Origin of the sequence: Kitasatospora sp. NPDC048298 (assembly GCF_043201465.1) — a bacterium.
Lineage (GTDB): Bacteria > Actinomycetota > Actinomycetes > Streptomycetales > Streptomycetaceae > Kitasatospora.
Genome location: NZ_JBICYZ010000034.1, coordinates 37,851 through 63,411, shown reverse-complemented (window position 1 = coordinate 63,411; position 25,561 = coordinate 37,851). Strand labels below are relative to the sequence as shown.

The window sequence follows — 25,561 nt, the reverse complement described above, 5'->3', positions numbered from 1 at the left end:
CGCCGCAGCATGACCAATCCTTGATCGCCGACCCCTGCTCCGTCGTCGTCCCTGCGCAGGCCGTTTGCGTACTGCGGACGCAGTAGTGCCCTCCCCCGCACGGAGGAGCGCTCGCCCCGCACCGGAAGCAGCGCCCGGACCTGCGGCGGAAGCAGATTCGGTCACCCGTGCGGGCCGCGACGGCGGGCCGCGGACCGGTGGGCGAAGTAGCGTGATGTGCCTGACCCGTCCGCTGACGTGCGGTTCGGGATGATCCGACCCGATCGGTGCTGCTTTCGCAGCCCGCCGCCGGAGGTGCCCCATGGGCGTTCCAGCCGCCCGCATCGTGTTCGACGAGAGCGACCGAGCGGCGGTCGCCGAAGCGGTGACCGAGATGCTCACCACCGGCGCGCTCACCCTCGGCCCGTGGACCGAGCGCTTCGAGCAGGCCTTCGCCGCCGAGCACGGCGCCTCGCACGCCGTCGCGGTGAGCAGCGGCACGGCGGCGCTGGAGGTGATCCTGCGTGGCATCGACGTCCAGAGCCGCGACGTGGTCGTCCCCGCCGTCACCTTCTACGCGACCGCCGGCGCGGTGGTGCACGCGGGCGGCCGTCCGGTCTTCGCCGACGTCGACCCGGCCACCCTCGCGCTCTCCCCCGAGACCCTGGAGGCGGCGCTCACCCCGGACACCGCCGCCGTCGTCCTGGTGCACATCGGCGGGCTGGTCGGCCCGCAGGTCCACGCCGTGCGCGCGCTCTGCGACCGGCGCGGCATCCCACTGGTCGAGGACGCCGCGCACGCCCACGGCAGCAGCTTCGACGGCCGCGCCGCCGGCACCTTCGGCCTGGCCGGGGCCTTCTCCTTCTACCCGACCAAGGTCACCACCAGCGGCGAGGGCGGGATGATCCTCACCGAGTCGCCGGAGCTGCGGGACTCGGCCCGGATCCACCGCGACCAGGGGAAGGGGTCCTTCACCACCAACCACCACGTGGAGCTCGGCTACTCCTGGCGGATGAGCGAGCCGCACGCCGCGATCGGTACGGTGCACCTGCGCCGGCTGAAGGAGTTCATCGAGACCCGCCGGGCCGTCGCCCGCCGCTACGACGCAGCGCTGGCCGGGCTGGACGGCCTCGACCCGGTGCTCGAACCGCCCGGCTGCCGCGGCAACTACTACAAGTACGTGGCGCTGCTGCCGTCGGGGGTGGACCGCGCGGAGTTCAAGCGGGCGCTGGCCGAGGAGCACGGGGTGCGGCTGTCCGGCGAGGTCTACGACCTGCCGCTGCACCTCCAGCCGGTGCTCGCCCCGTACCGGCGCGGGCCGCTGCCGGTGGCCGAGGACGTCTGCGCCCGGCAGGTCTGCCTGCCGGTGCACTCCGACATGACCGAGGACGAGACGGAGCAGGTGGTCGACGCCGTCTCCACGGTGTACCGGCGACTGGCCGGATAGCCGGAGCGAAGGGAGCAAGATCGTGCGGATAGCCGTCACCGGGGGCTGCGGGTTCATCGGCTCACACGTCGTGGACCACCTGATCGCGGCCGGCCACGACGTCCTCGCGGTGGACACCACCGACAAGTACCTCAACCCGGACGCCGAGCACGCGCGGCTCGACGTCCTCGACCTCGAGGCCCTCACCGCGGCCCTGGCCGGCAGCGAGGTGGTCTACCACCTGGCCGCCATGGCCGACGTCGAGCAGGTGTCCGCCGACCCGGTCCGCGCGGTGCGGACCAACATCGACGGCACCGAGGCCGTCCTGGAGGCCGCCCGGCGCGGCGGCCTGAGCCGGATCGTGCTGGCGAGCACCGTCTGGGTCTACGGCGCCGCTCTCGCCGACGGCCAACTCGACGGCGGGGAACAGGAGTTGGACGAACACGTGCCGATCGAGCTGGAGCACAGCGGCCATCTCTACGTGGCCACCAAGCTGGCCGCCGAGATGCTGGTGCACAGCTACCGCGAGCTCTACGGGCAGCACTTCACCATCCTGCGCTACGGCATCCCGTACGGCCCCCGGATGCGGGACGAGCTGGTCGTCGCCCGGTTCGTCCAGGCCGCGCTGGCCGGGCGGCCGATCACCATCGCCGGGGACGGCCGGCAGAGCCGCAACTTCGTCTACGTCGAGGACCTCGCCGACGCCCACGTCCGGGCCCTGTCCCCCGCCGCCGAGGACCAGACCTTCGCACTGGAGGGCTCGACGGCCGTCTCGGTGCGGGACATCGCCGACACCGTGGACGGCCTGCTGGGGCCCGTCAGCATCGAGCACATCGACGGGCGCAAGGCCGACTACACGGGGCGGCGGATCTCCTCGGCGCAGGCCAAGCGGCTGCTGGGCTGGTCGCCGCACACCAACTTCACCGACGGGGTGCGGCGGTACGCGGACTGGTACCGGGCCGCCGTCGGCTCGGCCGCCGGCGCCTGACGGGGCCGCCCGATGCCGCACGCCCTGCTGGTCTCCGGCTCGCTCGGGCAGGGCCACGACGTGATGGCGCAGGCCTGCGCGGACACCCTGCGGGAACGCGGCTGGACCACCCGCACCGTCGACGCCATGGCGCTGCTCGGGCAGCGCTCGGGCGCGGCCGGGGAGGCGGTGTTCCGCCGGCTGCTCGACCTGCCCGGGGTGTACGACGCCTTCCACTTCTCGGCGCTGCGGCCCGGGGCCCGGCTCGCCCTGCTCGCCGACGCGGCGGCCCGCACCCGGCTGGTCCCGGCGCTGCGGGAGCTGATCGCGGCGCAGCGGCCGCAGCTGGTGGTCTCGGTGTTCGCCACCGCGACCTCGGCCGTCAACCGGCTGCTGCGGCAGGCCCCGGAGCGGGAGTTCCGGCACTTCGTGTTCTGCACCGACGTGACGCCGCACCGGCTCTGGGTGCAGGAGGGGACGGACCTGTTCCTGGTCACCTCGGAGGTCGCCGCGTGCGCGGTGCGGCGGTACCGGCCGGACGCCGACATCGCCGTCGTCCCGGCGCCGCTGCGCCAGCCGTTCTACCGGCCGCCGGAACGGGCCGCGGCGCGCACGGAGTTGGGCGTGCCGGCGGGCGCCGCGTGCGTGCTGCTGATGTCCGGCTCCTGGGGGCTCGGCCCGCTCGCCCGCACCGCCGCCTCGCTGGCCGCCGCCGGGCCGCACGTGCTCGCGGTGGCCGGGCGCAACCCGGAGCTGGAGCGCCGGCTGCGGGCCGCCGCGCGCCGGGAGCCCCGGCTGCACCCCTTCGGCTACACCGACCGCGTCCCCGCCCTGATGGCCGCCGCCGACCTGGTGGTCACCAGCTCGGGCGACACCTGCAGCGAGGCCAGGGCGCTGGGCCGGCGGCTGCTGCTCCTCGACGTGGTGCAGGGGCACGGGCGCGACAACCTCCAGCACGAGCTGGAACTCGGCCACGCCGACGTCGCCACCGCCCACCCCGCCGAGGTGGTCCGCAACGCCCTCGCCGCCCTCCGCCGCCCCGAGCCCGCGCCGTCCGCCGGCGCGACACCGGCGGCCTGGCAGGCGGGGTTCGGGGCGGCGCTGCGGCGGGTCGGGCTGGGGTAGCCGCTGGTCCGGTGCGCGCCGACGCCGCCCGGGCGGGTGGCGCGCCCGTCACGGCCGGCGGCCCCCGCCCGGCGCCGGGACGCGGTGGTCGCGCAGGGGGCCGAGGGTGAGGTGGTGGGTGCGGCAGTGGGCGGCGATCAGGGGGAGGGCGGCGAGGGTGGCGCGCCAGGAGTCGGGGGCGGAGGTGCAGTCGGAGTCGTGCAGCAGGAGGGTGGCGCCGGCGGTGAGGCCGGGGCGGGCGGTCGCGTGGACGGACTCGCCGGTGGCCCGCGCCGTCCAGTCGCGGCCCCAGGCCGTCCACAGCACGCTGCGTAGGCCGAGCCGGCGGGCGGCCAGCGCCGGGCCGGCGGTCAGGACCCCGTACGGCGGGCGGTACCAGAGCGGACGGGCACCGCAGAGTTCGGTCACGGCCTCGGTGGCGCGACGCAGTTCGCGCAGGTCGCGGGCGGGGGCCGGGTACCACTGCTGCCGGTGGTGCCAGCCGTGGACGGCCACCTCGTGGCCGCGCAGCACCAGTTCGCGGCCGAGCGCGGGGGCCCGTTCCAGCATCGCGCCGAGCAGGAAGAAGGTGGCGCGGGCACCGAGTGCGTCCAGCGCGTCGAGGACGTACGGGGTGCTGCGCGGGTCGGGTCCGTCGTCGAAGGTCAGGGCGACGTGGCCGGGCGCGGTGCCGTGGCCGGCGGTGCGGCGGGCGAGGGTGCGGCGCAGCGGGGGCAGGCGCACGGCGGCCGGGGCGAGGTGCAGGAACTCGATCCCGGCGGCGACGGCGAGGGCCGTGGCGGCGACGGTGGCCGGGCGGTGCCCGACGGCGGCACTCACCCGAAGCGCGAGGCCATCCGGCGGAACACGCCCGGGGCCGCGCCGTGGATGCGGGCCGGGAAGCCGAGCCAGTGCGGGACGTAGAGCCGGTCCCGCTCGGTGGTGATGGTCGCGACCACGACGTCCGCGACCCGCTCCGCCGGGACCGGGCGGGGCCGCTCGCGTTGGTAGGGCGTGCCGCGCCGGTCGAAGAACGGGGTGTCGACCGCCCCGGGCAGGACCAGGCGCACCCCCACCCCGGTGCCGCGCAGCTCGTACCAGAGGCTCTCCGCGAACATCGTCAGCCCGCCCTTGGTGGCGGCGTACCCCGACTCGTCGCGCACGCCGACCTGGCCGGCCATCGAGCCGATCAGCACGATCCGGCCGTGGCGGCGCTCCAGCATCCCGGGCAGCAGCAGGCGGACCAGGCGCAGCGGGGAGGCGAGGTTGACCTCGATCATCCGGTCCAGGGTGTCGGCGGGCGTCCGGGCGTAGGGGCCGCGCCAGCCCAGGCCGGCGCTCGCGATCAGGGCGTCCACCCGGCCGGTCTCGGCCAGGGCGGCCTCGGCGAGGCGAGCCGGGCCGTCCGGTTTGCTCAGGTCCTCGGGCAGGGCGCGGCCGCCGGTGCGCTCGGCGAGTTCGTCGAGCCGGGGGCGGTCGGTGCCGGAGAGCAGGGTGTGCCAGCCGGTGTCGGCCAGGCGGGTGGCGGTGGCGCGGCCGATGCCGGAGGAAGCGCCGGTGATCAGCGCGACGGGGCGGTCGGTCGGGTCCGTCGGGTCCGTGTGGCCCTTCGGGGCCGACCGCCGGGGTCGGGAGTGGGGCTCCTCCGCCATCGGGCACCTGCCGCTCTGTGGCCGTGTCGCCGTCCGTTTTGTCCGGCAAGTCACCTTCGCATGGCGGTGCCGTCCGGGCTACCGGGGCGGGACGGCGGGCTCGGTGCCCCGGTGCCGGGCGGACAGCTCGGCGGACTCGCCCTCCAGCTCACCGAAGCGGGAGAGCACGATGGTGCCGCCCACCGCCACCGCGAAGCCCGCCAGCGCGCACCACTCGAAGCCGGGGCGCGCGGCGTCGCCGAGCGCCGTCACCCCGACCAGTGCCGGTCCGAAGGTCTCGGTGACCGTCCCGGCGGCGGTCGCGGCCGTCACGGTGCCGCGCTGCAGCGCCAGGGCGTAGGCGAGGTAGCCCCCGAGGCCGCCGACGACGAGGGCGTAGGCGGCCGGGTCGGTGAGGACGGCGAGCGGACCGGAGACGTCCAGGACCCGCACCGCCAGGCTGGTCACCCCGAAGCCGACCCCGGCGAGCAGCCCCAGGCCGGCCGCGGCCGCGTTGCCCTGCCGGCGCACCAGGACCAGGGTGGCGAGCACCATGGCGGCGGTGGTGGCGAGCAGCGCCCAGTGGAACGCGGGCGCGGCGTGGTCGCGGCCCTCCCGGCCGGAGCCGAGCGCCAGCAGGGTCAGGCCGACGACCACGGCGACGATGGCCGCGATGTCGCTCCGGCGCAGCCGCGCGCCGAGCAGCCAGACGGCGGCCACGGCGGTGACGGCCAGACCGGAGTTGGTGACGGCCTGGACGAGGAAGAGCGGCAGGGTGCGCAGGGCGACGACGCTCAGCACGAAGCCGACGATGTCCAGCAGTGTGCCGAGGACGAACTGCCAGGACCGCGCCAGCGCGGCCAGCAGGCCCGCCCGCACCCGGTCGGCGCGCGGGGCGGACCGCGCCCCGCGCGCCTGGAAGACCGCCCCGAAGCCGAAGCAGACGGTCGCGACCAGCGCGGTGGTGAGCCCTAGCAGCATGCCTCTCCCTGCCTGGCGGGGCAGCATCGTCCCTCACCAGTCTGGGCCCGGCGGGACGGGGTCGCACGGGTGGGACGAACGGGGTGACGGGCATCAGTGGCATGAGCACCGTGCGGTGCGTGAACCGGGTGGGAGGCGTGACGGGACGACTGTTCCGGCCGCCGGGGCGGGCCGTGGCAGGAGCGCTCGGTCAGCCGAGCGCGCCCGCGAGCAGCGTGGCCGTCCGGGCGACCAGCGGCTCGTCCATCGGTGCCGCCTGGTCCGCGGGCTTGGTGGTGAGCACGGCGAGCAGGACGGGGGCGCCCGCCGGGGTCCAGGCGATGCCGACGTCGTTGGTGGTGCCGTACTCGCCGGTGCCGGTCTTGTCGCCGAGGGCCCAGTCCGCCGGGAGGCCCGCGCGGAAGCGGCGGACGCTGGTGGTGTTGCCCAGCAGCCAGGCGGTGATCCGCTCCCGCTTGGCCGGCGGCAGGGCGTCGCCGAGCGCGAGCCGGCCGTAGGTGGCGGCGATGGCCCGCGGGGTGGTGATGTCGGTGCGGCGGTCGGGCTCGGCGCTGTTGAGCTCCGGCTCCCAGCGGTCCAGGCGGGTGACCCGGTCGCCGATCGAGCGGGCGAAGTCGGTGACGGCGGTCGGTCCGCCGAGTTCGCGCAGCAGCAGGTTGGCCGCGGTGTTGTCGCTGTACTCGATGGTGGCGGCGCACAGCTCGGCGACGGTCATGCCGTTCGCCAGGTTCTCGTCCTTGCCCGTGATGAGCCCGCCGCCGGACCGCACGAGGTCGGCGGCGGTGTACCGGATCCGCTTGGCGAGGAACTCGCCGTCGCGGTCGAGGTCCCGCAGCACGGCGGCGACGGCGACGGTCTTGAAGACCGAGCAGATCGGGAACAGCTCGTCGGCGCGGTAGCGGACGGTGCGACCGGTGGCCAGGTTGCGGCCGTAGACGCCGAGGCGGCCGGAGTGCTCCCGTTCGAGGGCGGCGAGGGCCTGGTGGAGTCCCGGATCGGCGGCGCGGTCGACGGCCGGGCCGGTCGCCGTGGCCGCGAGGGCCGGTCCGCCGGTCGCGGCGACGGCGACGGCCGCTCCCAGGCCAAGACCCAGGCCGAGGCCGAGAACGGCGCGGCGGCCGTGACGGGTCTGCGAAGGCTGCGGGTGCATGCTCCTCCTCCGATCGACTGGCGCGGCGTGAGCCGCCTTCTCGGTCGGAGGGACGCGGTTCGGGTGCCGATGGTTCGTCAGCAACGCGAATTGGCCCGGGATTTCACGGCCGGACGGCCACCCCCGCGTACAGCGAGACCTCCGAGGCGGCGCCGGGAACCTCGCCGGGCGCCGGGCGCCACTCGGCGATGGGCACGAGCCCCGGGTCGAGGAGGGTCCAGCCGTCGAAGAAGCGGGCGATCTCCGGCCGGACGCGGGCCTGGGCCGCGGTGCCGGCGGCCTCGTAGATCCTGGTCAGCGTGGCGATGTCCGCGGGCGCGAACTCCGGGCTGACGTGGGTCACCACCAGGGCGCTGCCGGGGGCGAGGGCGGACTTGAGGTGCTCGACCAGCCCGTACGCGCCGTGGCTGTCGGGGACGAAGTGGAGCAGGGCGTTCAGGGAGAGCGCGACCGGGCGGGACAGGTCGAGGGTCTCCCGCAGGCCGGGGGCGGCGAGCAGCCGCGCCGGGTCGGTGGCATCGGCCTCCACGTAGGCGGTGCGCCCCTCGGGGGTGCCGGTGAGCAGGGCCTGGGCGTGCGAGAGCACGATGGGGTCGTTGTCGGCGTAGACCACCCGGGCGTCGGGCCGGACGCTCTGGGCGACCTCGTGCAGGTTGGGTGAGGTGGGGATGCCGGTGCCGATGTCGAGGAACTGGTCGAAGCCGGCCTCGGCGAGCGCCCGGGTCGAGCGCTGCATGAAGGCCCGGTTGACGCGGGCGGCGGCGCGCAGCCAGGGCGCGACGGCGAGGGCGTGGCCGGCGGCCTCGCGGTCCGCGGCGAAGTTGGTGAACCCGCCGAGGAAGTAGTCGTACATCCGGGCCGAGTGCGGGACGTTGAGCCGCAGGTCCACCCCGTCGTAGAGGCCCATCGTGTTCTCCCTCCGGTTCCTCTTCCGCTTCCGTTTCCGGCCGGTCCCCGCCGCCCACGATAGGCGCGGACCGTCATGTTCCGGCCGTCTTCGAGTGTTTCAACCAACCACCGACTCCCATGAGATGACAATCTGTATTCGGATTGCATCCTGGAGTGACGGGCCTGATGGAATGAGGATGGGCGCAGACAGCCCGACCCTCGGGTGGCCCGGGCGAGCAGCCGACGGCCACGGAAAGCAGGCTCGATGACGATCGACAGGGGTGCCCCGGAGCGCGGGCACGGGGGCGCAACGGCCGTGTCGTACCTCCGCGGGACCGAGGCGGAACCGACGGCCACCGCCGACACCGGAACCCGCTCCGAGGCCGAACTCCGCCTGGGCCTGCCGTACGTGGCCTTCTGCGAGACACACGAACCGGCCTGGCGCGCCCTCGCCATGACCCGCATAGGCAACCGGGCCGACGCGGCCCTGGTGGTCGCGGCGGTGAAGTCCGACCTGGCCCGCTGCTGGCCACAGGTGCTGCGGTTCGAGGAACCGGCCGCGTACGCCTGGCGGTTGGCCAACCGGCACGTCTCGGACTGGGTGGCCGTCGAGGAGCCGGTCGAGGTGGAGGCGGTCACCTTCGCCGCGGTGATCGGCGCCTTCAAGCAGGTCGCGAAGGGGCTGCTGCGCAGCGAGGCGGACGAGGTGCGGCTGTACGCGGCGATCCTCGAACTGCCGGACCGGCAGCGGGACGTGGTGATCCTGCGGTACCTGCTCGGCCTGCACGTCAAGGTGATCGCGGCGTACCTGGGGCGGCCGGTGGCGACCGTGCACTCCAACCTCCGGCACGCCCGGGAGCGACTGGCCCGCCGGCTCGGGGTGGGCGAACTCCCGGACGGTGGTGGCGAACTGTGACGGCGAGACCCGAGGAGGGGGCCCCGGCCGGAGCGGATCCGGCCGACGGCGTGCGCACGGTGTTCCGCGTCCCGCGGCCCGAACGCACCCATGCGGAACGGATCGCCGCCGTACGCCGGGCCCGGCTCACGGCCGCGCCCGTCCACCTGCCGTCGGAGCACGAGCAGGCCGCCTTCGAACTCGGCCTGGTGGTGGCCCTCGTGCTGGGCGCGCCCGACGCCTCGCGCGGCCTCGACCTGCTGGTGAACGCGCGCCGGATCGAGCCGGAGGGGGCCGAGGTGTTCGGCGCGCTGCTGTACGCCACGGGCAAGGAGGAGGGCGCCGAGTTCTGGTGGCGCTTCGCGGCCGGCTCGGGCAGCGGGACGGCCGCGTACTGCCTGCACCTGCACCACCTGATGCTCGGCGAGACCGACGACGCCGACTACTGGCGGGCCTGGTCGGACCAGCTGGCGACGGCCGAACGGCCGCCCGGGCCGAGGGTGTTGCGGATGAACCGGCCGCTGCTGCCGGACGACGTGCGGCGGGACATCCTCTCCCGGGTGCACCGGGGGCTGGCGCCGCAGCTGCCGCCGGCGCTGGTCGCGGTGATCGACCGGCTGCCGGTGCAGGACGGCGACGAGGAGGAGGTGCCGAGCCCGTGGGGGCTCACCTCGGGGGCGACCTCCGCCTGCTCCTGGGAGGGCGTTCCGTGGGGGGCGGCGGACGATCATGACGCCCCGTGGGGGTGAGCAGCCCACGGGCTGCCGTGATCATCCCTTCAGGTGAGCGCGGAGAGCCTGGCGACCACGGCGTGGTGGGCCTCGGCCGGACCGAACGACGGGTCGGCGGCGGTCAGCCGGGTCACCGTCCATCGCGTCGCCGAGAGCGGCGGCTCCGGTGTCACGTCAATTTACCTTCCACTCACGAACGTTGACTCGCATCGGCGATTCCCCGAGGGCCGCGACGGCAGCCCGGAACGGCACCGCGACGGGAACGTCGCAGAGCAGGGACGGGCCGGCGCCGAGCCCGCCCGGGTCGGCCACCAGTACGGGCGAAGGGCCGGCCACGGGCACGCCGAAGGACTGCGCGAGCCGCCCGCCGTACGCCTTCACGCAGGCCTCGCGGCGGCACCACAGCGTGGTGAACCGCGCCGCCCGCTCGGCCGGTTCGAGGGGCTCGGCGACGAACCGCGCCTCCTCGAACGGGAACCAGCGCGCGGCCATCCGCTCGGCCGTGCGCGGGTGGTGGAGCCGTTCGACGTCGACGCCGACCGCCCGACCCTCGGCGAGGGCCAGCACCGCGAGGGCGCCCGAGGCCGACCAGCTGACCCGTAGCCCACCGGCCTCGGCGGCCTCGGGCTTGCCGTGCGGCCCGTACTCCCAGACCAGTTCGGCCGGGTGCGTGCCGAGCCGGGCGGCGACCACCTGCCGGACGGCTCCGCGCACCACGGTGAAGCGGTCGCCCGGGCCCGGGCCCATCCGCGCCGCCCGGGCCCGTTCGTCCGGGTCGAGCAGTTGCCCCAACTTCGCTGCTATGGCCTCCGGTTGACGCGCATTGATCAACCAGAGGTCGATCGCCGTCACGGCAGGACCAGCGTACTGAGCACATCGAGCCGCCGGTCGTACCCGGCCAGCAGGGCGGGCCGGCCCTCCGCCCGCCACTGCGGCAGGTGCTCGGCGAGCTCTGCCCAGAGCCCGGTGAACGGCTGGGCCGACGGGGTTTCCTCCGCGCCGAAGCTGCCGGAGCTGGAACCGCTGGAGCTGGAACCGCCGGAGCTGGAGCCACTGGGACCGCCGAAGCCGGGGCCGAGCAGCAGCGCCACCCCGGGGCCCAGTTGCTCGGCCTCCGCCCGGACGGTCTCCGCCGGTGCGGCCACGCCCCGGGTCTGCCGGACGGCCAGGCCCTCGCCCGGAGCCTCCTCGCAGACCAGCACCACCACCGCGTGCCGCTCCGGCAACGGCACCGGCGCGGGCGGTTCGTAGTGCAGCGCGCTCTGCTCGGCGAGCACCACCACGGCCCGGCGGCAGGCGCCGGTGCGCTGGTGGCCGGCGGCCAGCCGCAGCGCGGTGAAGGCCGCCGCGCCGCCCTGGTCGCAGACCGCGAAGGCGAGCGGACCACCCGGCACGGACCGGCTGAGCGCCAGCGAGGACGGTGCTCCGGGCCGGACGTCCGGCGTGTCGAAGGCCAGGATCAGCAGGTCCGCCGGCTCGTCCTCGGCGAGCGCCTCGCGCAGCGGGCCCGCGGCCAGTTCCTCGTAGGAGTGGCCGACGCCCGCGCCCAGCAGGTCCTCACGCAGCGGCAGGCCGTACGGGCGGACGAGGTCGGAGACGAAGACCCGCAGGTCCGGGTCGAGCGAGGTCTCCGAGCGGCCGTCGAAGCTGCGGGCCAGCGCCCGGGTGATCCGCAGGCCGGTGGGGCCGGGGGCCACCCGGTCAGTCCTCGGGGATGACGTGCCCGGCAACGTAGTCGGCCAGCCTGGTGACCGACCGCAGGTCGTCCTCGGTGATCTGCTCGACGTCCACCTGGATGTCGAGCGACTCCTCCAGCTCCAGGATGAGCTCGATGGTGCCGGCCGAGGTGAGGCCGAGGTCGTCGAAGAGGCAGGCGTCCTGCGGGATCTCGGGCAGTTCGCGCTTGAGGACGCGCGGCAGGAGCTCGCCGATGCCGTGCAGGACGCGCTCGCGCAGTTCGGGGTCGGTGGCGGTCTGGGCCGCGGCTTCTGACATGGGTGTCCCGTCCCGTCGTTCGTGGGATGTGTGCCCCGGGGCTTGCGGGTGCGCCGGGGTTCTGAGGTGGCCTGGAGGGGTGGTCCGGGGGTGCGGCGTCAGCGTGCGGACGGCGGTTCCCGGTGGAATCGGCGGTCCGTCAGTACCGCATCGCCATCGCGGAGAAGGTGGCCCCGACACCGGCGGCGGCGATCAGGTAGTGGTCGCCGCGGCGGAGCAGCCCCCGCGTGGTGGCGGTGTGGAGATTGATGAGGCCGTCCGAGGCGAAACTGTGCCCCACCGACCGCACGTTGTCCAGCACGACTTTCTCGACCGGGTAGCCGATCCGGCGCGCGATCATCCGCCAGGACGCCTGGTTGACGTTGTGCGGGAGGATCGCGGCCAGGTCGGAGAGGTCCAGACCGGCCTCCTTCAGGGCGGCCTCGATCGCCTCCACCATCACGTTCGGGTACTCGCGCTGGTAGCGGGCGAGCAGGTCCGGGTCCTCGGCCAGCCGGCCGTCGAACTCCGGGCGCTGGCGCACCACGAAGGACAGCACCCGGTGACGCTCGCCGCCGGCGCTGACCAGGCAGGCGGCCGCGCCCTCGGCGAAGATGCCCGTCTCGGGCACCACCTGGGCGTCCCTGGTGAAGGTCTTCTCGCCGGTCAGCACCAGCGCGAGCGCCGCCGGGTCGGGGTCGCCCGCGAGCAGCCGGCCGGCCAGGTCGACGGCCAGCAGGCCCACCGCGCAGGCGTGGTGGGTCACCGTGAAGGCGTTGGCATTCGCCAGTCCACGGGCGTCGAGCAGGTCGTGCAGCGGGTTGAGCGGGTGGGGCACCGCCACCGGCATGCTGCGGGCGTGGATCACGAAGCGGATGTCGTGTTCGCGTCCGCGCAGCTCCGGAAGGTTGTCCAGGGCGGCTTCGAGCAGGTCGGGCAGCGTCCCGGCCGGGTCCAGTCGCAGCTGGTCCAGGCCGTGGAAGCGGCGGAAGAGACGGAGTTGACGTGGGGTCAGGCCGATGCTCTCGCCCACCGCCTCGATGGGCACGGCGTGTGGGGGGAGGTGAACGGCCACTGCCTCCAGTGCGGTCACGCGGGCTAGTATTCCGACGCCCGCCGGGTCGCACAAGTGATCTCGGGCCCTCCTCCGTCGCCGCCGTTCCCCGGAAGCCGCCAACTGCGCTCCGGTACGGCCGCGTTCACCCCCGTGCCGTCGAGCAGGTGGGAGATCTCTCATGTCGAATCCTGAACCGTCCACCCCCGCAAGCCCGTTGAGTCCGGCGCTGGTGTCCCTGCTGGTCGAGGTGGCCGGCGCGCCGCCCGGCTGGGCTCGGCAGGTCACGCCGGACGCCCGACTGGACGGCGACCTGCTGCTGGACGAGGGCGAACTCGCCGAACTCGCCGATCGGCTGCGCGGGCGCTTCGGCCCGGCGGCCGACCTGGCCGCCCTGCGCGCCGGACTGGACCTGGCCGCCCTGGAGGCCCTGACCGTCGCCGACGTGCAGCGACTGATCCCCGAGGAGTGCGCCCGATGACCCGGTTCCTGCTGGTGGTGCCGCCGTTGACCGGCCACGTCAACCCGGCCGCGGGCATCGCCGCCGAGCTGACCGCGCGCGGCCACCAGGTCGCCTGGACCGGCACGGAGTCGGCGCTGCGCCCGCTGCTCGGCCCGCGGGCCCTGGTCTTCGGCACCGGGACCCGGGCGTTCCGGGCCCAGGGCGGACACGGGCTCGCCGCGCTGCGCTCGCTCTGGGAGGGCTTCATCGTCCCGTACGCGCGGTTCACCGCGAGGCCGCTGGACGCGATCGTGCGGGAGTGGCGGCCGGACGTCCTGCTGGTCGACCAGCACACCCCGGCCGGCGCGCTGGTCGCCCACCGGCACGGCCTGCCATGGGCGTCGTTCGCGCCCGGGGCGATGGAACTGGGCCGCCCCTACCGGGCGTTGCCGCAGGTCGAGGCCTGGATGACCGGGCTGTTGCGCGGGCTGTGGGAGCGCGCCGCACTGCCCGCCGAGGAGTACCGGGACCCGCGTTTCTCCCCCGCCCTGGTGCTGGCGACCACCGGACCGGCGCTGACCGGCGCGGCCCCGACGCCGGAGCAGGCGCTGGTCGGGCCGGTGCTGTCGGCGCGGCCGCACGATCCGGACTTCCCGTGGGAGCGGCTGCTGCCCGGCCGGCGGCGGGTGCTGGTCACCATGGGCACGCTGGCCGGCGGGCTGGGCGCGGACTTCCTGGCCCGGTCCGTCCTGGCGCTGGAGCTGTGCGGTGGCGACGTTCAGCCGGTGTTCGCCGCGCCGCGCGAGCTGCTGCCCGAACTCCCCTCCCGCGCCGTGGCGGTGGACCGGGCGCCGGTGCTGGAGCTGATGGCGCGCGGCGAGTTGGACGCGGTGCTCTGCCACGGTGGCATGAACACCGTCGGCGAGGCGCTGGCGCACGGCCTGCCGCTGGTCACCGCGCCGATCCGGCACGACCAGCCGGTCGTCGCCGCCCAGGTGGCGGCGGCGGGCGCCGGGCTGCGGGTGCCGTTCGCGCGCGTCACGCCGGAGCGGCTGGCGGACGCGCTGCGGGCCGTACTCGATTCGACGGACCACCGGGAGCGGGCGGTTCAGGTCGGTGGGGAACTGCTGGCCGGGGGCGGTGCGGCGGCCGCGGCGGACCGGCTGGAGGCGCTCGGCTGAGCGGGCCCGCCGACGGCCTCTAGCAGACCGGGAGTTCGCACGTCCATTGGTCTAGGCCATTGTTTCCGGGCGGGGTTGACCCTAGGGTGTCGCAGCAGCACCGCCCTCCGCAGGTGCCGAGCCCCGCCTTCCCGGGCGCCGTGGCAGCCCATCCCCGCACGGGAGTTCCGGTTGATCGAGACCACGGGACTGCGCAAGTCCTACCGCAAGAAGACCCCCCGCCGCAGCGGCGAGAACCCCACCGTCGACGCCGTCCGCGGCATCGACCTGTCGGTCGCCGCCGGCGAGATCTACGGCTTCCTCGGCCCCAACGGCGCCGGGAAGACCACCACCCTGCGCATGCTGGCCACCCTGATCCGCCCGGACGGCGGACGGGCCACCATCGCCGGGGCGGACCTGTTCACCGACCCCGCCGGGGTCCGCCGCCGGATCGGCTACGTCGCCCAGGGCGGCGGCACCACCGACAACGTCAGCGCCCGCGAGGAGCTGGTGCTCCAGGCCCGGATGTACGGCGCGGCCAAGGCGCGGGCCGTCCGGGCCGCCGCGGACGCGCTCAAGGCCTTCGACCTCACCGAGTTCGGCGACCGCCCGTGCGCCGGCTACTCCGGCGGCCAGCGCCGCCGGGTGGACATCGCGCTCGGGGTGATCCACCAGCCGCGGGTGCTGTTCCTGGACGAGCCCACGGTCGGCCTGGACCCGGCGAGCCGGGCGTACGTCTGGGAGGAGATCCGCCGACTGCGCGCCGAGGGCATGACGGTGGTCGTCACCACCCACTACCTGGACGAGGCCGACGCGCTCTGCGACCGGGTCGCGATCGTCGACCACGGCCAGGTGGTGACCGAGGGCGCCCCCGAGGCGCTCAAGCGCGAGATCTCCGGCGACGTCGTGCTGGTCGGGCTGGACGCCGGGGCGGCCGCCCTCGAGCGCGCGGCCGAGGTGCTGCGCCCCCAGCCGTACCTGCACCGGCTGGAGCTGAACGGCGACGAGGGCCTACGGCTGTACCTGGAGGACGGCGCCGCCGCCATCCCGCAGCTGCTGCGCGCCCTCGACGCGGCCGGCCTGAGGCCCGGCACCGTACAGCTCCAACGACCCAGCCTGGACGACGTGTTCCTGGCCCGCACCGGCCGCTCGCTGCGGCAGTCCTGACCCCGAACCCGCACAACCCCCTGGGGAGACCGTGAAGCTCGCCCGCGACACCTGGCTGGTCTTCCAGCGCCAGCTGCTGCTCATGATCCGCACTCCGGTCTGGATCGCCGTCGGCATCATCCAGCCCGTGTTCTACCTCCTGCTGTTCGCCCCGCTGCTGAAGAAGGTGCTCGCCCCGCAGGGCGCGAACAGCTACGCCGACGCCTACCAGGTGTACGTGCCGGGCCTGTTGGCGGTGTTGTGCATCTTCGGCGGGCTGTTCACCGGCTTCAGCCTGCTCGGCGAGCTCAAGGCCGGCATCATCGAGCGCTCCCGGGTGACCCCGGTGAGCCGCCTCGCGCTGCTGCTCGGGCGGGCGATGCGGGAGATGGTGGCGCTGCTGGTGCAGGCCGTCCTGATCACCCTGATCGCGCTGCCGTTCGGGCTGCGGGTGAGCCCGCTGAACCTGCTGCTCGCCTACCTGCTGCTGGGTCTGCTGGCGCTGATGACCTCGGCGATCTCCTTCGGCATCGCGCTGATGGTGCCGACCGACGCGGCGATGTCGCCGGTGGTCAACACCATCGCGCAGCCGATCGCGCTGCTGTCGGGGGTGCTGCTGCCGCTCACCCTGGCGCCGCAGTGGCTGCAGCAGGCGGCCAGGTGGAACCCCTTCTACTGGGCCGTGGAGGGCATGCGCGCACTGTTCTCCGGCCACGCCGGGGACAGCGTGGTGTGGCAGGGGCTGCTGGTGGTCGTGCTGATGACCGTCCTGGCGGTGTACTGGTCGGCCCGACTGTTCTCCACCCGGGTGCGCTGACGGACCGCCGAGGGGCCCGGCTCGCGACGAGCCGGGCCCCTCGGCGGCGTTCCGCGCCTTCAGAACACGGCGTCCGGCAGCGGATCGGCCGGTGAGGCGTGCAGGCCGTCCGGGGCGGGCTTCACCACAGCGCCGCCCGGAGCCGGTCGGCCGCGAAGTCCTGGGCCTCGGCGGCGGCCTCCAGGGTGCCGGCCATGGCGAAGAAGCCGTGCGGCATGCCCCGGTAGCGGCGCAGCTCCACCGGGACCCCGGCGGCGCGCAGCGCCTCGGCGTACTGCTCGCCCTCGTCCCTCAGCGGGTCGTACTCGGCGGTCAGGACGGTCGCGGGCGGCAGGCCGGCCAGGGTGGCGGCGCGCAGCGGGGAGGCGTACGGGCTGGCGCCCTCGCCCTCGTCGGCCAGGTAGTGGCCCCAGTACCAGGCCACCGAACGGCGGTTGAACAGCGCCGGGTCGTCGTTCTCGCGCAGCGACGGGGTGTCGGCGCCGTGGTCGGTGTTGGGGTAGACCAGCAGCTGGTGGCGCAGGGCGGGGCCGCCGTCGGCGCGCAGCAGGAGGGTGAGCGCGGCGGTGAGGTTGCCGCCGGCGCTGTCGCCGCCGACCGCGAGCCGGCCCGGGTCGACGCCGAACTCCGCGGCGCGTTCGACGAGTTGCAGCAGTGCGGCGCGGCAGTCGTGCAGCGCCGCGGGGAACGGGTGCTCCGGGGCGAGCCGGTAGCCGACGGAGGCGGTGACGCAGCCGGCGGCATTGGTGAGCCGGCGGCAGATCGCGTCGCTGGTGTCGGGCGAGCCGAGCGTCCAGCCGCCGCCGAACAGGTAGAGCAGGGCGGGCAGTCGGCGGCCGGGCGGCTCGGGGCGGTAGAGCCGTAGCGCGAGTTCTCCGCCGGGGCCGGGGATGCGGTGCTCCTCGACGGCGGCGACCGGCTCGGGCGCGCCGGCCGCCGCGCGGATGTCCGCGAGGTCGGCGGCCCGGGCCTCGGCGAGGGTCAGGGTGTAGAGCGGTGGGGCACCGCTGCTCGCGCGCCGGGCGCGCAGCGCCTCGGCCTGGGGGTGCAGGGGCATGGGCGGGTCCGTTCGGTGCGCAGGGCTCGGCGGCGGATCAGGCGACGGGCTCAGCGGTCCGCCTCGACGTAGACGGTCTCGTCGGTGCGGAAGGCCGTGTCGAGGTCGGCGACGTCCGGACGGGTGCCCTGCCGGTAGGCGCACGGGCGGATCCGGTCGGGGTCGAAGCCGGCCTGGGTGAGGACGTGCCGCAGTTCGTCCACATCGTAGATCCACTGGTGTCCGAAGTGGCGGAAGATCTGGTTGACCAGGAAGGCGGGGCGCGCGGGCATCGGCGGGCCGAAGCCGAGGGTGGTCAGCCGGCGCCGGTGCCTGGCGAGGAAACCGTCGCCGGTGGCGTAGCCGACCAGGTAGCGGGCGAGGTCGGGGGTGGTCAGACGCAGGACGCCGCCGGGCCGCAGCACCCGGCGGGCCTCGCGCAGCCAGCCGACGGCGACGGGCATGGTGACGTGCTCGATCAGGTGCTCGGCGTACACCCAGTCGACGCTGGCGTCGGCGAGGGGCAGTGGTTCGGCGATGTCGAGCTGGGTGAACCAGCGGTCTCCGTCGACCCGGTAGAGGGTGCCGGGTTCGGTGGCGGTGCCGGGGCTGCGCAGGGTGGCGAGGTCGGTGCCGAGGCCCTCCGGGTGGGCGGTCCTGAAGGCGGCGAACTCGATTCCGGTGATGCCGAGTTCGCGGAGTTCCGCGCGGGTGTGCGGCAGGGCGCCGGGGCGCGCTTCGAGCGTGTCGCAGGTGGCGACCTGCGCGCTGAAGGCGTCCAGGCGCGGTGCCAGCCCGTCCGGGTCGTCCCAGTCCCAGCCCGGGAATCCTCGGTTCTGCTCGGTCATCTGTCGGACCTCCTGGTGGGAGAACGCGGTGCGGGTGCGGCGCGGTTCAACGGCCGCGCGGGGGCCGGAGGGCCGGGCGCCGGCCGGCAGGGCACGGGCACGGCGCGTGGCGTCCGGACATCTCCCGGCTGGGCAGCGTAGGAGCAACAACCGCATTGGTATAGACCTTGATTTGACCAAACGTCTGTGCCAAGGTCTGGCCACGGAATTGGCCGTTCGGGCTTGTCAGCGACGGTCATGTCAAATCCCCTCACTCGTGTGGAGCCGCGTTGACCGGCTTTTCCCCCTCCGTACCTCCGGCTGCCCTCCTGCCGCACTCCGACGCCCCGGACTCCTGGGTCGACCGGCTGCTGCTGGCCGGCCCCGGCGGTGAGGAGTGCCTGCACCTCGGCGCACCGCTCGACCGGGACGCCCTGCGCGCCCTGGTCGAGGAGCAGTGCGACCGGCTGACGGCCGCCGGGCTCGGCCCCGGCGGGACGGCGGCACTGCGGCTGCCGCCCTCGGTGGCGTTCGTCGCCGTGCTGCTGGCATGCTGGCGCCTCGGCGCCCAAGTCGCCCTGCTCGATCACCGGTTGACCGACCACGAGGTCGACGCGGCGGTGGCGCGGCTGGCCCCGCAGGTGCTGGTAGGCTCCGCCCATCGGTCCGCGGCGGCCCTGCGCGGCTTCTCCGAAGTCGATCCGGTGGCCGTCCCGTTGGCGGACGGACGCCCGGCCCGCACCGGACACGCGCTGATCCAGCTCAGCTCCGGATCCACCGGTCCGGCCAAGGTCATCGCCCGCACCGCGGCCGACCTGCTGCGCGAACTCGACTGCTACCGCAGGCTCGTGGAGTTCCCCGGCGAGGGCGAGCGGGTCGTCCTGCTCTCCTCGGTGGTGCACGTGCTCGGTCTGGTCGGCGGGCTGCTCAACAGCCTGCACGCCCGGGTCGCGCTCACCGTGCCGGAGCGGATGACGGCGGCGGGCATCCTCGCCGAGGTCGCCGCGAGCGACCGGCCGACCACCGTGATCGGGGTGCCCTTCCACGCCGAACTGCTGGCGGGGGCGGTCACTCCCCCGCCGCTGCCCCGGCTGCGGCGGATGGTCGTGGCGGGCGAACTCGTCCGTCCGGGACTGCCCGCGCTGTTCACCGAGCGCTACGGCGTCCCGCTCGGCACCATGTACGGCATGACCGAGACCGGGGTGATCGCCACCGACCTCTCCGGTACGCTCCACCCCGCCAAACAGCCCGTGCACGGCATGGAACTCCGCCTGGTGAAGGGCGAGTTGCAGATCGGCGCGGCCTCCTCCCCGTACCCCGGGCCGGACGATCCGACCCGCTGGTCGGACGGCTGGCTGCACACCCGGGACGCGGCCGGGCTGGAGGCCGACGGCCTGGTCACCGTCCTGGGCCGACTGGACTCCCAGGTCTCGATCGGCGGCCTGAAGGTCGACCTCACCGAGGTCGAGCAGACGCTCGCCGCGCTGCCGGAGGTCCGCGAGGCCGTGGTGGTCTTCGACGGCGGCGCGATCGAGGCCTACCTGGCCACCGAGTCCGAGGCCGACCTCGCCTCCGTCCAGGACGGGCTGGCCCGCCGCCTGGCCGCCTACAAGCGGCCGCGTCGGCTCGCCCGACTGGACCGGCTCCCCCGGACCGCCACCGGAAAGCTGCTGCGCGACCCGGCCGCCCTGCGCGCGACCGCCGCCGGCTGACCGCGTCCACCACGGCACGGACGCACCCCGGTCCGCCCGCACCACCACCCCGACACGCACCACCCGACAAGGAGCCCACCACCATGCAGGACCGCATCCGCGCCTTCGTCCTGGCGGCACTCGCCGAGATGCAGTACGACGTCTCCGAGGTCACCGGGGACACCGACCTCGGCCCGGCCGGGCTGGACCTCGAGTCGCTCGCGCTGGCCGACCTCTCGGTGCAGGTCGAGGACGAGTTCGGGATCAAGTTCGACCTCGACGAGATGGAGACCACCGCGCTGATGACACTGGACGAGTTCACCGCCGACGTCGCCCGCCGGATCGACGCCCTCGCCGCCACCTCCGCCGCCTCCGTCACCTCCGGCAGCGCCGCGTGACCGGCTCCCCGCTCCCCGACGCCCTGCCGGACCGGGCCGAGGTCCTGGCCATGCTGGCGGCGTTCGGGCAGCGCGCCGTCGACACCGTGCCCGAGGAACTCGGCTCGCTCGAACTCACCTGGCTCGTCGCCGAGTTCGAGCAACGCTACGAGCTCCTGCTGGACCTGGACGACGAGCGCTTCGGCGCGGTGCGCACCGTCGACGACGCCACCGAGCTGCTGCGCGAGGCCGTCCTCGCCGACCGTGTGGGCGCACGGCCGTGATCCCCGCCGGCACGGGCACAGGCCCACCGGGCCGGGTGGCCGGGCACCCGGTACTCACCGGCGTCGGGGTGCTCAGCGCCGCCGGGCGCGGGCTCGCCGCGCTGACCGAGGCCGCCACCCACGGCAAGGCCCTGTTCGGCCCCGTCACCCGTTTCGACGTGAGCGCCCGCCGCACCACCCGGGCCGCGCTGTTCCCCGACACCGTGCCACCGGCCGGCACCTTCCCGCTGGCCAGGGCCGTGCTCGACGCGATCGACCAGGCCTGCCGGCAGGCCGGACTGACCGCCGCCGAGGGCGCCGGGCTGCCCGTGCTGCTCGCCCTGCACAGTGACGAGCGCACCCGCGCGACCGCCGACGCGGTGGCCGCCGGGGTCCGTTCCGGCTGGGGCGCGCCGGGTGTCACCCGGGTGTACAACGGCGCCTGCGTGGCCGCCTCGACCGCCGTCGCCGACGCGGGCGCCCTGGTGGCCGCCGGACGGCACGAGCGGGTCCTGGTCGCGGCCGGGCACCTGGTCGAACCGGGCGTCTTCGCGGTCTTCGACGCCGGACGGGCACTGGCCCGGGACGGCGAGGTGCGCCCGTTCAGCGCCGGCCGCACCGGCACCCTGCTCGCCGACGCGGCCGCCGCCGTCCTGGTCGAGGCCGCCCCGGCCGCCGAACGGCGCGGTGCGCCCGCGCTCGCCCGGCTGGCCGGCTGGGGCCGGTCCGGGGACGCCCACCACGTCTGCCGCCCGGAGCCGGAGGGCGGCGGGCCGGCCAGGGCGATCGAGGCCGCGCTCGCCCGCGCCGGCGTCGACCCGGCCGAGGTCGGCTACGTCAACGCCAACGGCACCGGCTCCACCCTCGCCGACCGGGCCGAGGCCAACGCCCTGCGGCGGGTGTTCGGCCCGCACACCGACCGGCTGCCGGTCAGCTCCGGCAAGTCCGTGCACGGGCACGCCCTGGAGGCCTCCGCCCTGCTCGAACTCGCCGTCACCATAGGCGCGTTGGGAAGCGGACTGCTCCCGGTCAACGCCGGCTGGCTCGGCCCGGACCCGGACCTCGCGCTGCACCTCGTCCTGGACGGCCCGCACGCCGCCCGCCCGTCGTACGCCCTCAGCCTCAACTCCGCCTTCGGCGGCGCCAACACCGCGCTGCTGCTGTCCCCGGGATGACAGCCCTGCCATGACCACCCCTGCCGCCCACACCCACGGACTGCGGATCCTCGCCGAGGCCCGCCGCCCCGCGCCCGGCCGTGACGGCCCCCCGCCACCGCTGCCCGGCTTCGCCGCCTCCGGCTTCAACCCGCTCGTCGCCGACACCGCCGAGCACTGCCTGCGCGCCCACCACGGCGAGCCGCCCGCCCCCGGGCGGACCGCCCTGCTGCTCGCCAGCGCGAGCGGCGACCTCGACACCGCGCGGGCCATCGAGCGCAGCGCCGAGGCCGGACAGCGGACCGGCCCACTGCTGTTCTTCCAGTCCAACCCCAACGCCGTCCTCGGGCACATCGCCGCACGCTGGGGCCTGACCGGCCCCGTCGTGGCGATCTGCCCGGCCGAGGCCGAACCGGGCCGCGTACCGGCCGAGGCGTTCGAGCTCGCCGCGCTGCTGCTCGCGGACGGCGACGCCGACCTCGTCCTGGCCGTGGCCGTCGAGCGGACACCCGACGGGGACCGGGCCGCGGCCGCCCTGCTCGCCGGTCCGGCCACGGAGCCCGCACGGACCGAACCCGCCGGCCACGGAACCCGCTCGGCCTGAACCCGCCGGCCACCACCGGCCGTAGGAACCATCGAGGCCCGGCGCCTGACGCAGCCGCACCCGGCACACCAGCGCCCCTCCCGGGCATCGCCTCGCTCCCGACACCCGTCGCCCATCGCCCATCGCCCGAGCGGCCGACCGCGCCTCCCGCGGGTGCGGCCGACCGACCCCGCCGCCGCGCCCGCGCGGCCCGCCCCGCCACCCGACCAGCCGCCCGGGCCGTCCACCGGCCCCGAGGGAGGGATCCACCCCCGTGACCATCCGCAGCCTCCGCACCCAGCTCGCGGACGACCCCGACGTGGGCGCCGGCAACGTCCTGACCGCCCGGATCGCCCTCGGGCTTGACCTGGACGTGCCGCTGCTCAGCTTCGACACCCCGGTGGACGACCACCCCGCCTGGCAGCCGTTCACCCCGCGCGAGCTGGACCGCGCCGTCCGGGCCCGCGCCGCCGCCCTGCACCGCCTGGGCATCACCCGCCGCGACCCGGTCGTGGTGTACGCGAGCGACGCCGCCGACCACGTGCTCTGCTTCCTCGCCCTGGCCCGGCTCGGCGCCATCCCCGCGCTGCTCAACCCCAACCTGGACGGTGAGCGCGCCGCCCGCTACATCGCCCGCCTCGGCGCGGCCGGCGTCCTCGCCGACGCCGCCCACCTGGCCGCACTGGCCGACCACGAGCCCGGCGCGCCGCTGCTGCCGGAGATCGCCACCCTCGGCTCCGGCGACCCGGACACCGCCCCCGAGCCGTACCGGCACTGGTCCGGCGACCCGGTGGCGATCACCCACTCCTCCGGCACCACCGGCATGCCCAAGGCCGTCGTCCACTCCCACGCGAGCCTGTACGCGGCGATCCGCCACCGGCTGCGGCTGCCCCGCCCGCAGGGCCAGGACCGGATGCTCAGCGCGCTGCCCGCCCCGCACGCGGCCACCCTGATCGCGCTCAACCTCGCGCTCAGCTCGCACACCGAACTCGCCCTGCTCTCCCGGCAGTCCGGCGACGGCGTGCTGGCGGCCGTCGAGCGGTGGCGGCCCACCGGGGTGGTCGGCTTCGCGGCCACCTGGGCCGACCTCGCCCGGCACGACCTCGCCGCCCGCGACCTGACCTCCGTCGCGCTCTGGTGGAACACCGGCGACTGCGCCCACGAGGTGCACATCCGCCGTCTGATCGCCACCGGCAGCCGGGAGACCGTCACCCGGGCCGGCCGCACCCGGGTCCCCGGCTCGCAGTTCGTGGACGGCCTCGGCTCCACCGAGATGGGCCACTCGCACTTCTTCATCACCCACGGCCCCGGCACCGAACGCTACGGCCGCTGCGTGGGCCGGCCGCACGCCTTCGTCGACTGCGAGGTGGTCGGCCCGGACGGCGAGCCGCTCGGCCCCGGCGAGGTCGGCGAACTCGCCACCGCCTCACCCACCTTGGCGCTCGGCTACTGGAACGACTCGGCCACCACCTTCCGCACCCGGCTGCGCGGCCGCTTCCTCACCGGGGACCTGATGTACCGGGACGAGGAGGGCTACTACTACCACGTGGACCGGGCCGTCGACTCGGTCGAACTCGACGGCGGCAAACGGCTGTTCACCGCGATGTCGGAGGAGCGGGTGCTGGCCGCCTGCCCGGACGTGCTGGACTGCACGGTGGTCGCCGTACGGGACGGCGAGCGCGTGGTCACCGACGTGCTGCTGCTCCTCGCCGCGAACGCCGACGAAGCCACGGACGGCGACGAGGCCCTGGACGCCGACGGAGCCGCGGACACCGACGAGGCCGCGGACCGCACCGAGGCGGCCCGCACCGAGGCGGTCCTCGCCGCGCTGGACGAGGCCGCCGCCGCGACCGTCCGCAGGGTGCTGGTCGTCTCCCCCGAGGACATCCCACTCGGCCCGACCGGCAAGGTCCGCAAGGTCCTGCTGCGGCAGCTCCACCTCGCGGCGGTGGGGGCATGAGCCGGCGCAGCGGCCACGGCGCCGTCGTCACCGGCATCGGCCTGGTCTCCCCGCTCGGCCGCGAGCCCGCCGAGGTGTTCGAGGCGCTCACCGCCGGCCGCTCCGGCCTGCGCGCCGTCCCCGAGGGCCACGCCGCGCACGGCTGGCTGCCCGCCGCCGGGATCGCCCCCGCCGTGGACGGCCGGGAGGTGCTGCCGCCCACCGAGACCCGGTGCGTGGACCGCTTCGTGCTGCTCGCCCTGGCCGCCGCCGACGACGCGCTCGCCGACGCCGGACTGGCCGTCGGCCGGGACGCCGATCCGCACCGCACCGCCGTGGTGCTGGCCACCGGCGGCGGAGGGCTGGAGACCTTCGAGCAACAGTCGCACCGCCGGCTGGAGCGCGGCCGGCCCGGCGTCAGCCCGTACCTGCTGCCCGGGATGCTCTCCAACATGGCCGCCGCCCGGATCGCCATCAAGCACGGCATCCGGGGCTACAGCTCCGCCGTGGTGACGGCCTGCGCGGCCGGCGCCCAGGCGATCGCCGAAGGACTACGGCTGATCCGGGCCGGCGACGCCGACGTGGTGGTGTGCGGCGGCACCGAGTCCTCGTTGCATCCGACCATCGCCGCCGCCTTCACCAACGCCCGTGCGCTGGCGCAGGGCTGGGACGATCCCGAGCAGGCCAGCCGTCCCTTCGACGCCCGCCGCAACGGCTTCGTGCTGGGCGAGGGCAGCGCCGTCCTGGTCCTGGAACGGGCCGAGCACGCCGAGGCCCGCGGCGCCGCCGGGTACGCGGACGTCCTCGGCTGGGGCGCCTCCACCGACGCCCACCACCCGACCATGCCCCGCCCGGACGGCGCCGGAGCCGCCGACGCGATGCGCGCCGCGCTGAGCAACGCCGGCCTGGCCCCGGGCGACATCGACTACGTGAACGCCCACGGCACCGGCACCAGGCTCGGTGACGCGGCCGAGACCGCGGCGCTGCGCGCGGTGTTCGGCGCACAGCCGCCCGCGGTCAGCTCCACCAAGGGCGCCACCGGCCACCTCCTCGGCGCCGCGGGGGCGTTGGAGGCGGCGGTGACCGCCCTGGCGGTGGCGCGGGGCACGCTTCCGCCGACGCTCAACCTGACCGACCCCGACCCGGCCTGCGACCTGGACCACGTCCGGGGCGCCGCCCGGCCCGGCCCGGTGCGCGCCGCGCTGAGCAACGCCTTCGCCTTCGGCGGCCACAACCTCAGCCTGATCCTCGGCCCGGCCTCCACCCGGGCCGCCCGCTAGCGGCCACCCACCACGCACCGCCACACATCGCCGCGCACCGCTACCCGTCGCCGCGCACCGCCACCC

The 25,561-nt window shown here is 75.4% G+C and carries 28 protein-coding genes; 16 read left to right on the top strand and 12 right to left on the bottom strand.

Features of this window, described 5'->3' with window-relative positions; genetic code table 11:
- Window positions 1-301: 301 nt before the first annotated feature.
- The 3 genes from ACGF0D_RS24475 to ACGF0D_RS24465 are packed head-to-tail and all read left to right on the top strand — an operon-like array spanning window position 302 to window position 3,497.
- Window positions 302-1,426: a DegT/DnrJ/EryC1/StrS family aminotransferase gene (locus ACGF0D_RS24475; RefSeq protein WP_392919565.1), complete on the top strand. Its 1,125-nt coding sequence runs from the start codon at window positions 302-304 to the stop codon at window positions 1,424-1,426.
- 22 nt (window positions 1,427-1,448) lie between these two features.
- Window positions 1,449-2,393: an NAD-dependent epimerase/dehydratase family protein gene (locus tag ACGF0D_RS24470; RefSeq protein ID WP_392919563.1), complete on the top strand. Its 945-nt coding sequence runs from the start codon at window positions 1,449-1,451 to the stop codon at window positions 2,391-2,393.
- A gap of 12 nt (window positions 2,394-2,405) precedes the next feature.
- On the top strand, window positions 2,406-3,497 hold the full coding sequence (locus ACGF0D_RS24465) for a hypothetical protein (protein WP_392919561.1): 1,092 nt from the start codon (window positions 2,406-2,408) through the stop codon (window positions 3,495-3,497).
- Between the two features lie 48 nt (window positions 3,498-3,545).
- Here ACGF0D_RS24465 and ACGF0D_RS24460 read toward each other — a convergent pair whose 3' ends face one another.
- From ACGF0D_RS24460 to ACGF0D_RS24440, 5 genes are all read right to left on the bottom strand, one after another.
- Window positions 3,546-4,316 (bottom strand): polysaccharide deacetylase family protein, encoded by a 771-nt coding sequence (locus ACGF0D_RS24460; RefSeq protein WP_392919558.1) that lies wholly within the window; start codon window positions 4,314-4,316, stop codon window positions 3,546-3,548.
- The gene (locus ACGF0D_RS24455) at window positions 4,313-5,128 is read right to left on the bottom strand and encodes an SDR family NAD(P)-dependent oxidoreductase (protein WP_392919555.1); all 816 of its coding nucleotides are present in this window, start codon (window positions 5,126-5,128) and stop codon (window positions 4,313-4,315) included. Before ACGF0D_RS24455 ends, ACGF0D_RS24460 begins: the two co-directional genes overlap by 4 nt.
- Window positions 5,129-5,206: 78 nt before the next feature.
- Window positions 5,207-6,088 (bottom strand): hypothetical protein, encoded by an 882-nt coding sequence (locus ACGF0D_RS24450; RefSeq protein WP_392919552.1) that lies wholly within the window; start codon window positions 6,086-6,088, stop codon window positions 5,207-5,209.
- A gap of 190 nt (window positions 6,089-6,278) precedes the next feature.
- A complete protein-coding gene (bla, locus tag ACGF0D_RS24445; protein WP_392919550.1) occupies window positions 6,279-7,238 on the bottom strand; it encodes a class A beta-lactamase in 960 nt (319 codons plus the stop codon).
- Window positions 7,239-7,341: 103 nt separating this feature from the next.
- Complete coding sequence (locus tag ACGF0D_RS24440) at window positions 7,342-8,145, bottom strand: SAM-dependent methyltransferase (RefSeq protein WP_392877787.1); 804 nt, start codon at window positions 8,143-8,145, stop codon at window positions 7,342-7,344.
- Window positions 8,146-8,391: 246 nt separating this feature from the next.
- Here ACGF0D_RS24440 and ACGF0D_RS24435 point away from each other — a divergent pair, with 246 nt between their 5' ends.
- Complete coding sequence (locus ACGF0D_RS24435; protein WP_392877789.1) at window positions 8,392-9,042, top strand: RNA polymerase sigma factor; 651 nt, start codon at window positions 8,392-8,394, stop codon at window positions 9,040-9,042.
- A complete protein-coding gene (locus ACGF0D_RS24430; RefSeq protein ID WP_392919548.1) occupies window positions 9,039-9,770 on the top strand; it encodes a hypothetical protein in 732 nt (243 codons plus the stop codon). Before ACGF0D_RS24435 ends, ACGF0D_RS24430 begins: the two co-directional genes overlap by 4 nt.
- A gap of 29 nt (window positions 9,771-9,799) precedes the next feature.
- On the opposite strand, the gene ACGF0D_RS24425 is transcribed toward ACGF0D_RS24430, so the two are convergent.
- The 5 genes from ACGF0D_RS24425 to ACGF0D_RS24405 form a co-directional block, all read right to left on the bottom strand.
- Window positions 9,800-9,925 (bottom strand): hypothetical protein, encoded by a 126-nt coding sequence (locus tag ACGF0D_RS24425; protein ID WP_392877793.1) that lies wholly within the window; start codon window positions 9,923-9,925, stop codon window positions 9,800-9,802.
- 1 nt (window position 9,926) lies between these two features.
- Window positions 9,927-10,604 (bottom strand): 4'-phosphopantetheinyl transferase family protein, encoded by a 678-nt coding sequence (locus ACGF0D_RS24420; protein ID WP_392919545.1) that lies wholly within the window; start codon window positions 10,602-10,604, stop codon window positions 9,927-9,929.
- Window positions 10,601-11,449 (bottom strand): hypothetical protein, encoded by an 849-nt coding sequence (locus ACGF0D_RS24415; protein ID WP_392919542.1) that lies wholly within the window; start codon window positions 11,447-11,449, stop codon window positions 10,601-10,603. The genes ACGF0D_RS24420 and ACGF0D_RS24415 overlap by 4 nt, the downstream gene beginning before the upstream one ends.
- A 4-nt stretch (window positions 11,450-11,453) precedes the next feature.
- Window positions 11,454-11,747 carry a phosphopantetheine-binding protein gene (locus tag ACGF0D_RS24410; protein ID WP_392877799.1) on the bottom strand — a complete coding sequence of 98 codons (294 nt, stop codon included), beginning with the start codon at window positions 11,745-11,747 and terminating at the stop codon, window positions 11,454-11,456.
- Window positions 11,748-11,886: 139 nt separating this feature from the next.
- Window positions 11,887-12,819, bottom strand: coding sequence for a 3-oxoacyl-[acyl-carrier-protein] synthase III C-terminal domain-containing protein (locus tag ACGF0D_RS24405; protein WP_392919539.1), 933 nt, complete (start codon window positions 12,817-12,819; stop codon window positions 11,887-11,889).
- Window positions 12,820-12,961: 142 nt separating this feature from the next.
- Here ACGF0D_RS24405 and ACGF0D_RS24400 point away from each other — a divergent pair, with 142 nt between their 5' ends.
- The 4 genes from ACGF0D_RS24400 (at window position 12,962) to ACGF0D_RS24385 (ending at window position 16,345) form a co-directional block, all read left to right on the top strand.
- A complete protein-coding gene (locus ACGF0D_RS24400) occupies window positions 12,962-13,261 on the top strand; it encodes a hypothetical protein (RefSeq protein WP_392919536.1) in 300 nt (99 codons plus the stop codon).
- Window positions 13,258-14,403 (top strand): glycosyltransferase, encoded by a 1,146-nt coding sequence (locus ACGF0D_RS24395; protein ID WP_392919534.1) that lies wholly within the window; start codon window positions 13,258-13,260, stop codon window positions 14,401-14,403. Before ACGF0D_RS24400 ends, ACGF0D_RS24395 begins: the two co-directional genes overlap by 4 nt.
- 171 nt (window positions 14,404-14,574) lie before the next feature.
- Complete coding sequence (locus tag ACGF0D_RS24390; RefSeq protein ID WP_392919532.1) at window positions 14,575-15,549, top strand: ATP-binding cassette domain-containing protein; 975 nt, start codon at window positions 14,575-14,577, stop codon at window positions 15,547-15,549.
- Between the two features lie 31 nt (window positions 15,550-15,580).
- Window positions 15,581-16,345, top strand: a complete 765-nt coding sequence (locus ACGF0D_RS24385; protein WP_392877809.1) for an ABC transporter permease — start codon at window positions 15,581-15,583, stop codon at window positions 16,343-16,345.
- A gap of 121 nt (window positions 16,346-16,466) precedes the next feature.
- On the opposite strand, the gene ACGF0D_RS24380 is transcribed toward ACGF0D_RS24385, so the two are convergent.
- Window positions 16,467-17,546 (bottom strand): alpha/beta hydrolase, encoded by a 1,080-nt coding sequence (locus ACGF0D_RS24380; RefSeq protein ID WP_392919529.1) that lies wholly within the window; start codon window positions 17,544-17,546, stop codon window positions 16,467-16,469.
- Entirely contained in the window at window positions 17,453-18,229 is a 777-nt protein-coding gene (locus tag ACGF0D_RS24375) for a class I SAM-dependent methyltransferase (protein WP_392877812.1), read from the bottom strand. The genes ACGF0D_RS24380 and ACGF0D_RS24375 overlap by 94 nt, the downstream gene beginning before the upstream one ends.
- Window positions 18,230-18,498: 269 nt before the next feature.
- Here ACGF0D_RS24375 and ACGF0D_RS24370 point away from each other — a divergent pair, with 269 nt between their 5' ends.
- The 7 genes from ACGF0D_RS24370 (at window position 18,499) to ACGF0D_RS24340 (ending at window position 25,495) form a co-directional block, all read left to right on the top strand.
- A complete protein-coding gene (locus ACGF0D_RS24370; RefSeq protein WP_392919527.1) occupies window positions 18,499-19,920 on the top strand; it encodes a class I adenylate-forming enzyme family protein in 1,422 nt (473 codons plus the stop codon).
- A gap of 83 nt (window positions 19,921-20,003) precedes the next feature.
- Window positions 20,004-20,297: a phosphopantetheine-binding protein gene (locus tag ACGF0D_RS24365; protein ID WP_392877816.1), complete on the top strand. Its 294-nt coding sequence runs from the start codon at window positions 20,004-20,006 to the stop codon at window positions 20,295-20,297.
- Window positions 20,294-20,560 carry an acyl carrier protein gene (locus ACGF0D_RS24360; RefSeq protein WP_392877818.1) on the top strand — a complete coding sequence of 89 codons (267 nt, stop codon included), beginning with the start codon at window positions 20,294-20,296 and terminating at the stop codon, window positions 20,558-20,560. The genes ACGF0D_RS24365 and ACGF0D_RS24360 overlap by 4 nt, the downstream gene beginning before the upstream one ends.
- 35 nt (window positions 20,561-20,595) lie before the next feature.
- Complete coding sequence (locus ACGF0D_RS24355; RefSeq protein ID WP_392919525.1) at window positions 20,596-21,714, top strand: beta-ketoacyl-[acyl-carrier-protein] synthase family protein; 1,119 nt, start codon at window positions 20,596-20,598, stop codon at window positions 21,712-21,714.
- 10 nt (window positions 21,715-21,724) lie between these two features.
- Window positions 21,725-22,297 (top strand): beta-ketoacyl synthase N-terminal-like domain-containing protein, encoded by a 573-nt coding sequence (locus ACGF0D_RS24350; RefSeq protein ID WP_392919522.1) that lies wholly within the window; start codon window positions 21,725-21,727, stop codon window positions 22,295-22,297.
- A 253-nt stretch (window positions 22,298-22,550) separates the two neighbouring features.
- Window positions 22,551-24,236, top strand: coding sequence for a class I adenylate-forming enzyme family protein (locus ACGF0D_RS24345; RefSeq protein ID WP_392919519.1), 1,686 nt, complete (start codon window positions 22,551-22,553; stop codon window positions 24,234-24,236).
- Window positions 24,233-25,495: a beta-ketoacyl-[acyl-carrier-protein] synthase family protein gene (locus ACGF0D_RS24340; protein ID WP_392877826.1), complete on the top strand. Its 1,263-nt coding sequence runs from the start codon at window positions 24,233-24,235 to the stop codon at window positions 25,493-25,495. Before ACGF0D_RS24345 ends, ACGF0D_RS24340 begins: the two co-directional genes overlap by 4 nt.
- Window positions 25,496-25,561 lie beyond the last annotated feature (66 nt).

Excerpts from the sequence above, each read along its gene's own strand:
- ACGF0D_RS24340 (WP_392877826.1), top strand. The coding sequence starts at position 24,233 with ATGAGCCGGCGCAGCGGCCACGGCGCCGTCGTCACCGGCATCGGCCTG.
- ACGF0D_RS24410 (WP_392877799.1), bottom strand. The coding sequence starts at position 11,747 with ATGTCAGAAGCCGCGGCCCAGACCGCCACCGACCCCGAACTGCGCGAG.
- ACGF0D_RS24450 (WP_392919552.1), bottom strand. The coding sequence starts at position 6,088 with ATGCTGCTAGGGCTCACCACCGCGCTGGTCGCGACCGTCTGCTTCGGC.
- ACGF0D_RS24440 (WP_392877787.1), bottom strand. The coding sequence starts at position 8,145 with ATGGGCCTCTACGACGGGGTGGACCTGCGGCTCAACGTCCCGCACTCG.
- ACGF0D_RS24465 (WP_392919561.1), top strand. The coding sequence starts at position 2,406 with ATGCCGCACGCCCTGCTGGTCTCCGGCTCGCTCGGGCAGGGCCACGAC.
- ACGF0D_RS24475 (WP_392919565.1), top strand. The coding sequence starts at position 302 with ATGGGCGTTCCAGCCGCCCGCATCGTGTTCGACGAGAGCGACCGAGCG.
- ACGF0D_RS24375 (WP_392877812.1), bottom strand. The coding sequence starts at position 18,229 with ATGACCGAGCAGAACCGAGGATTCCCGGGCTGGGACTGGGACGACCCG.
- ACGF0D_RS24395 (WP_392919534.1), top strand. The coding sequence starts at position 13,258 with ATGACCCGGTTCCTGCTGGTGGTGCCGCCGTTGACCGGCCACGTCAAC.
- ACGF0D_RS24455 (WP_392919555.1), bottom strand. The coding sequence starts at position 5,128 with ATGGCGGAGGAGCCCCACTCCCGACCCCGGCGGTCGGCCCCGAAGGGC.
- ACGF0D_RS24365 (WP_392877816.1), top strand. The coding sequence starts at position 20,004 with ATGCAGGACCGCATCCGCGCCTTCGTCCTGGCGGCACTCGCCGAGATG.
- ACGF0D_RS24350 (WP_392919522.1), top strand. The coding sequence starts at position 21,725 with ATGACCACCCCTGCCGCCCACACCCACGGACTGCGGATCCTCGCCGAG.
- ACGF0D_RS24400 (WP_392919536.1), top strand. The coding sequence starts at position 12,962 with ATGTCGAATCCTGAACCGTCCACCCCCGCAAGCCCGTTGAGTCCGGCG.
- ACGF0D_RS24435 (WP_392877789.1), top strand. The coding sequence starts at position 8,392 with ATGACGATCGACAGGGGTGCCCCGGAGCGCGGGCACGGGGGCGCAACG.
- bla (WP_392919550.1), bottom strand. The coding sequence starts at position 7,238 with ATGCACCCGCAGCCTTCGCAGACCCGTCACGGCCGCCGCGCCGTTCTC.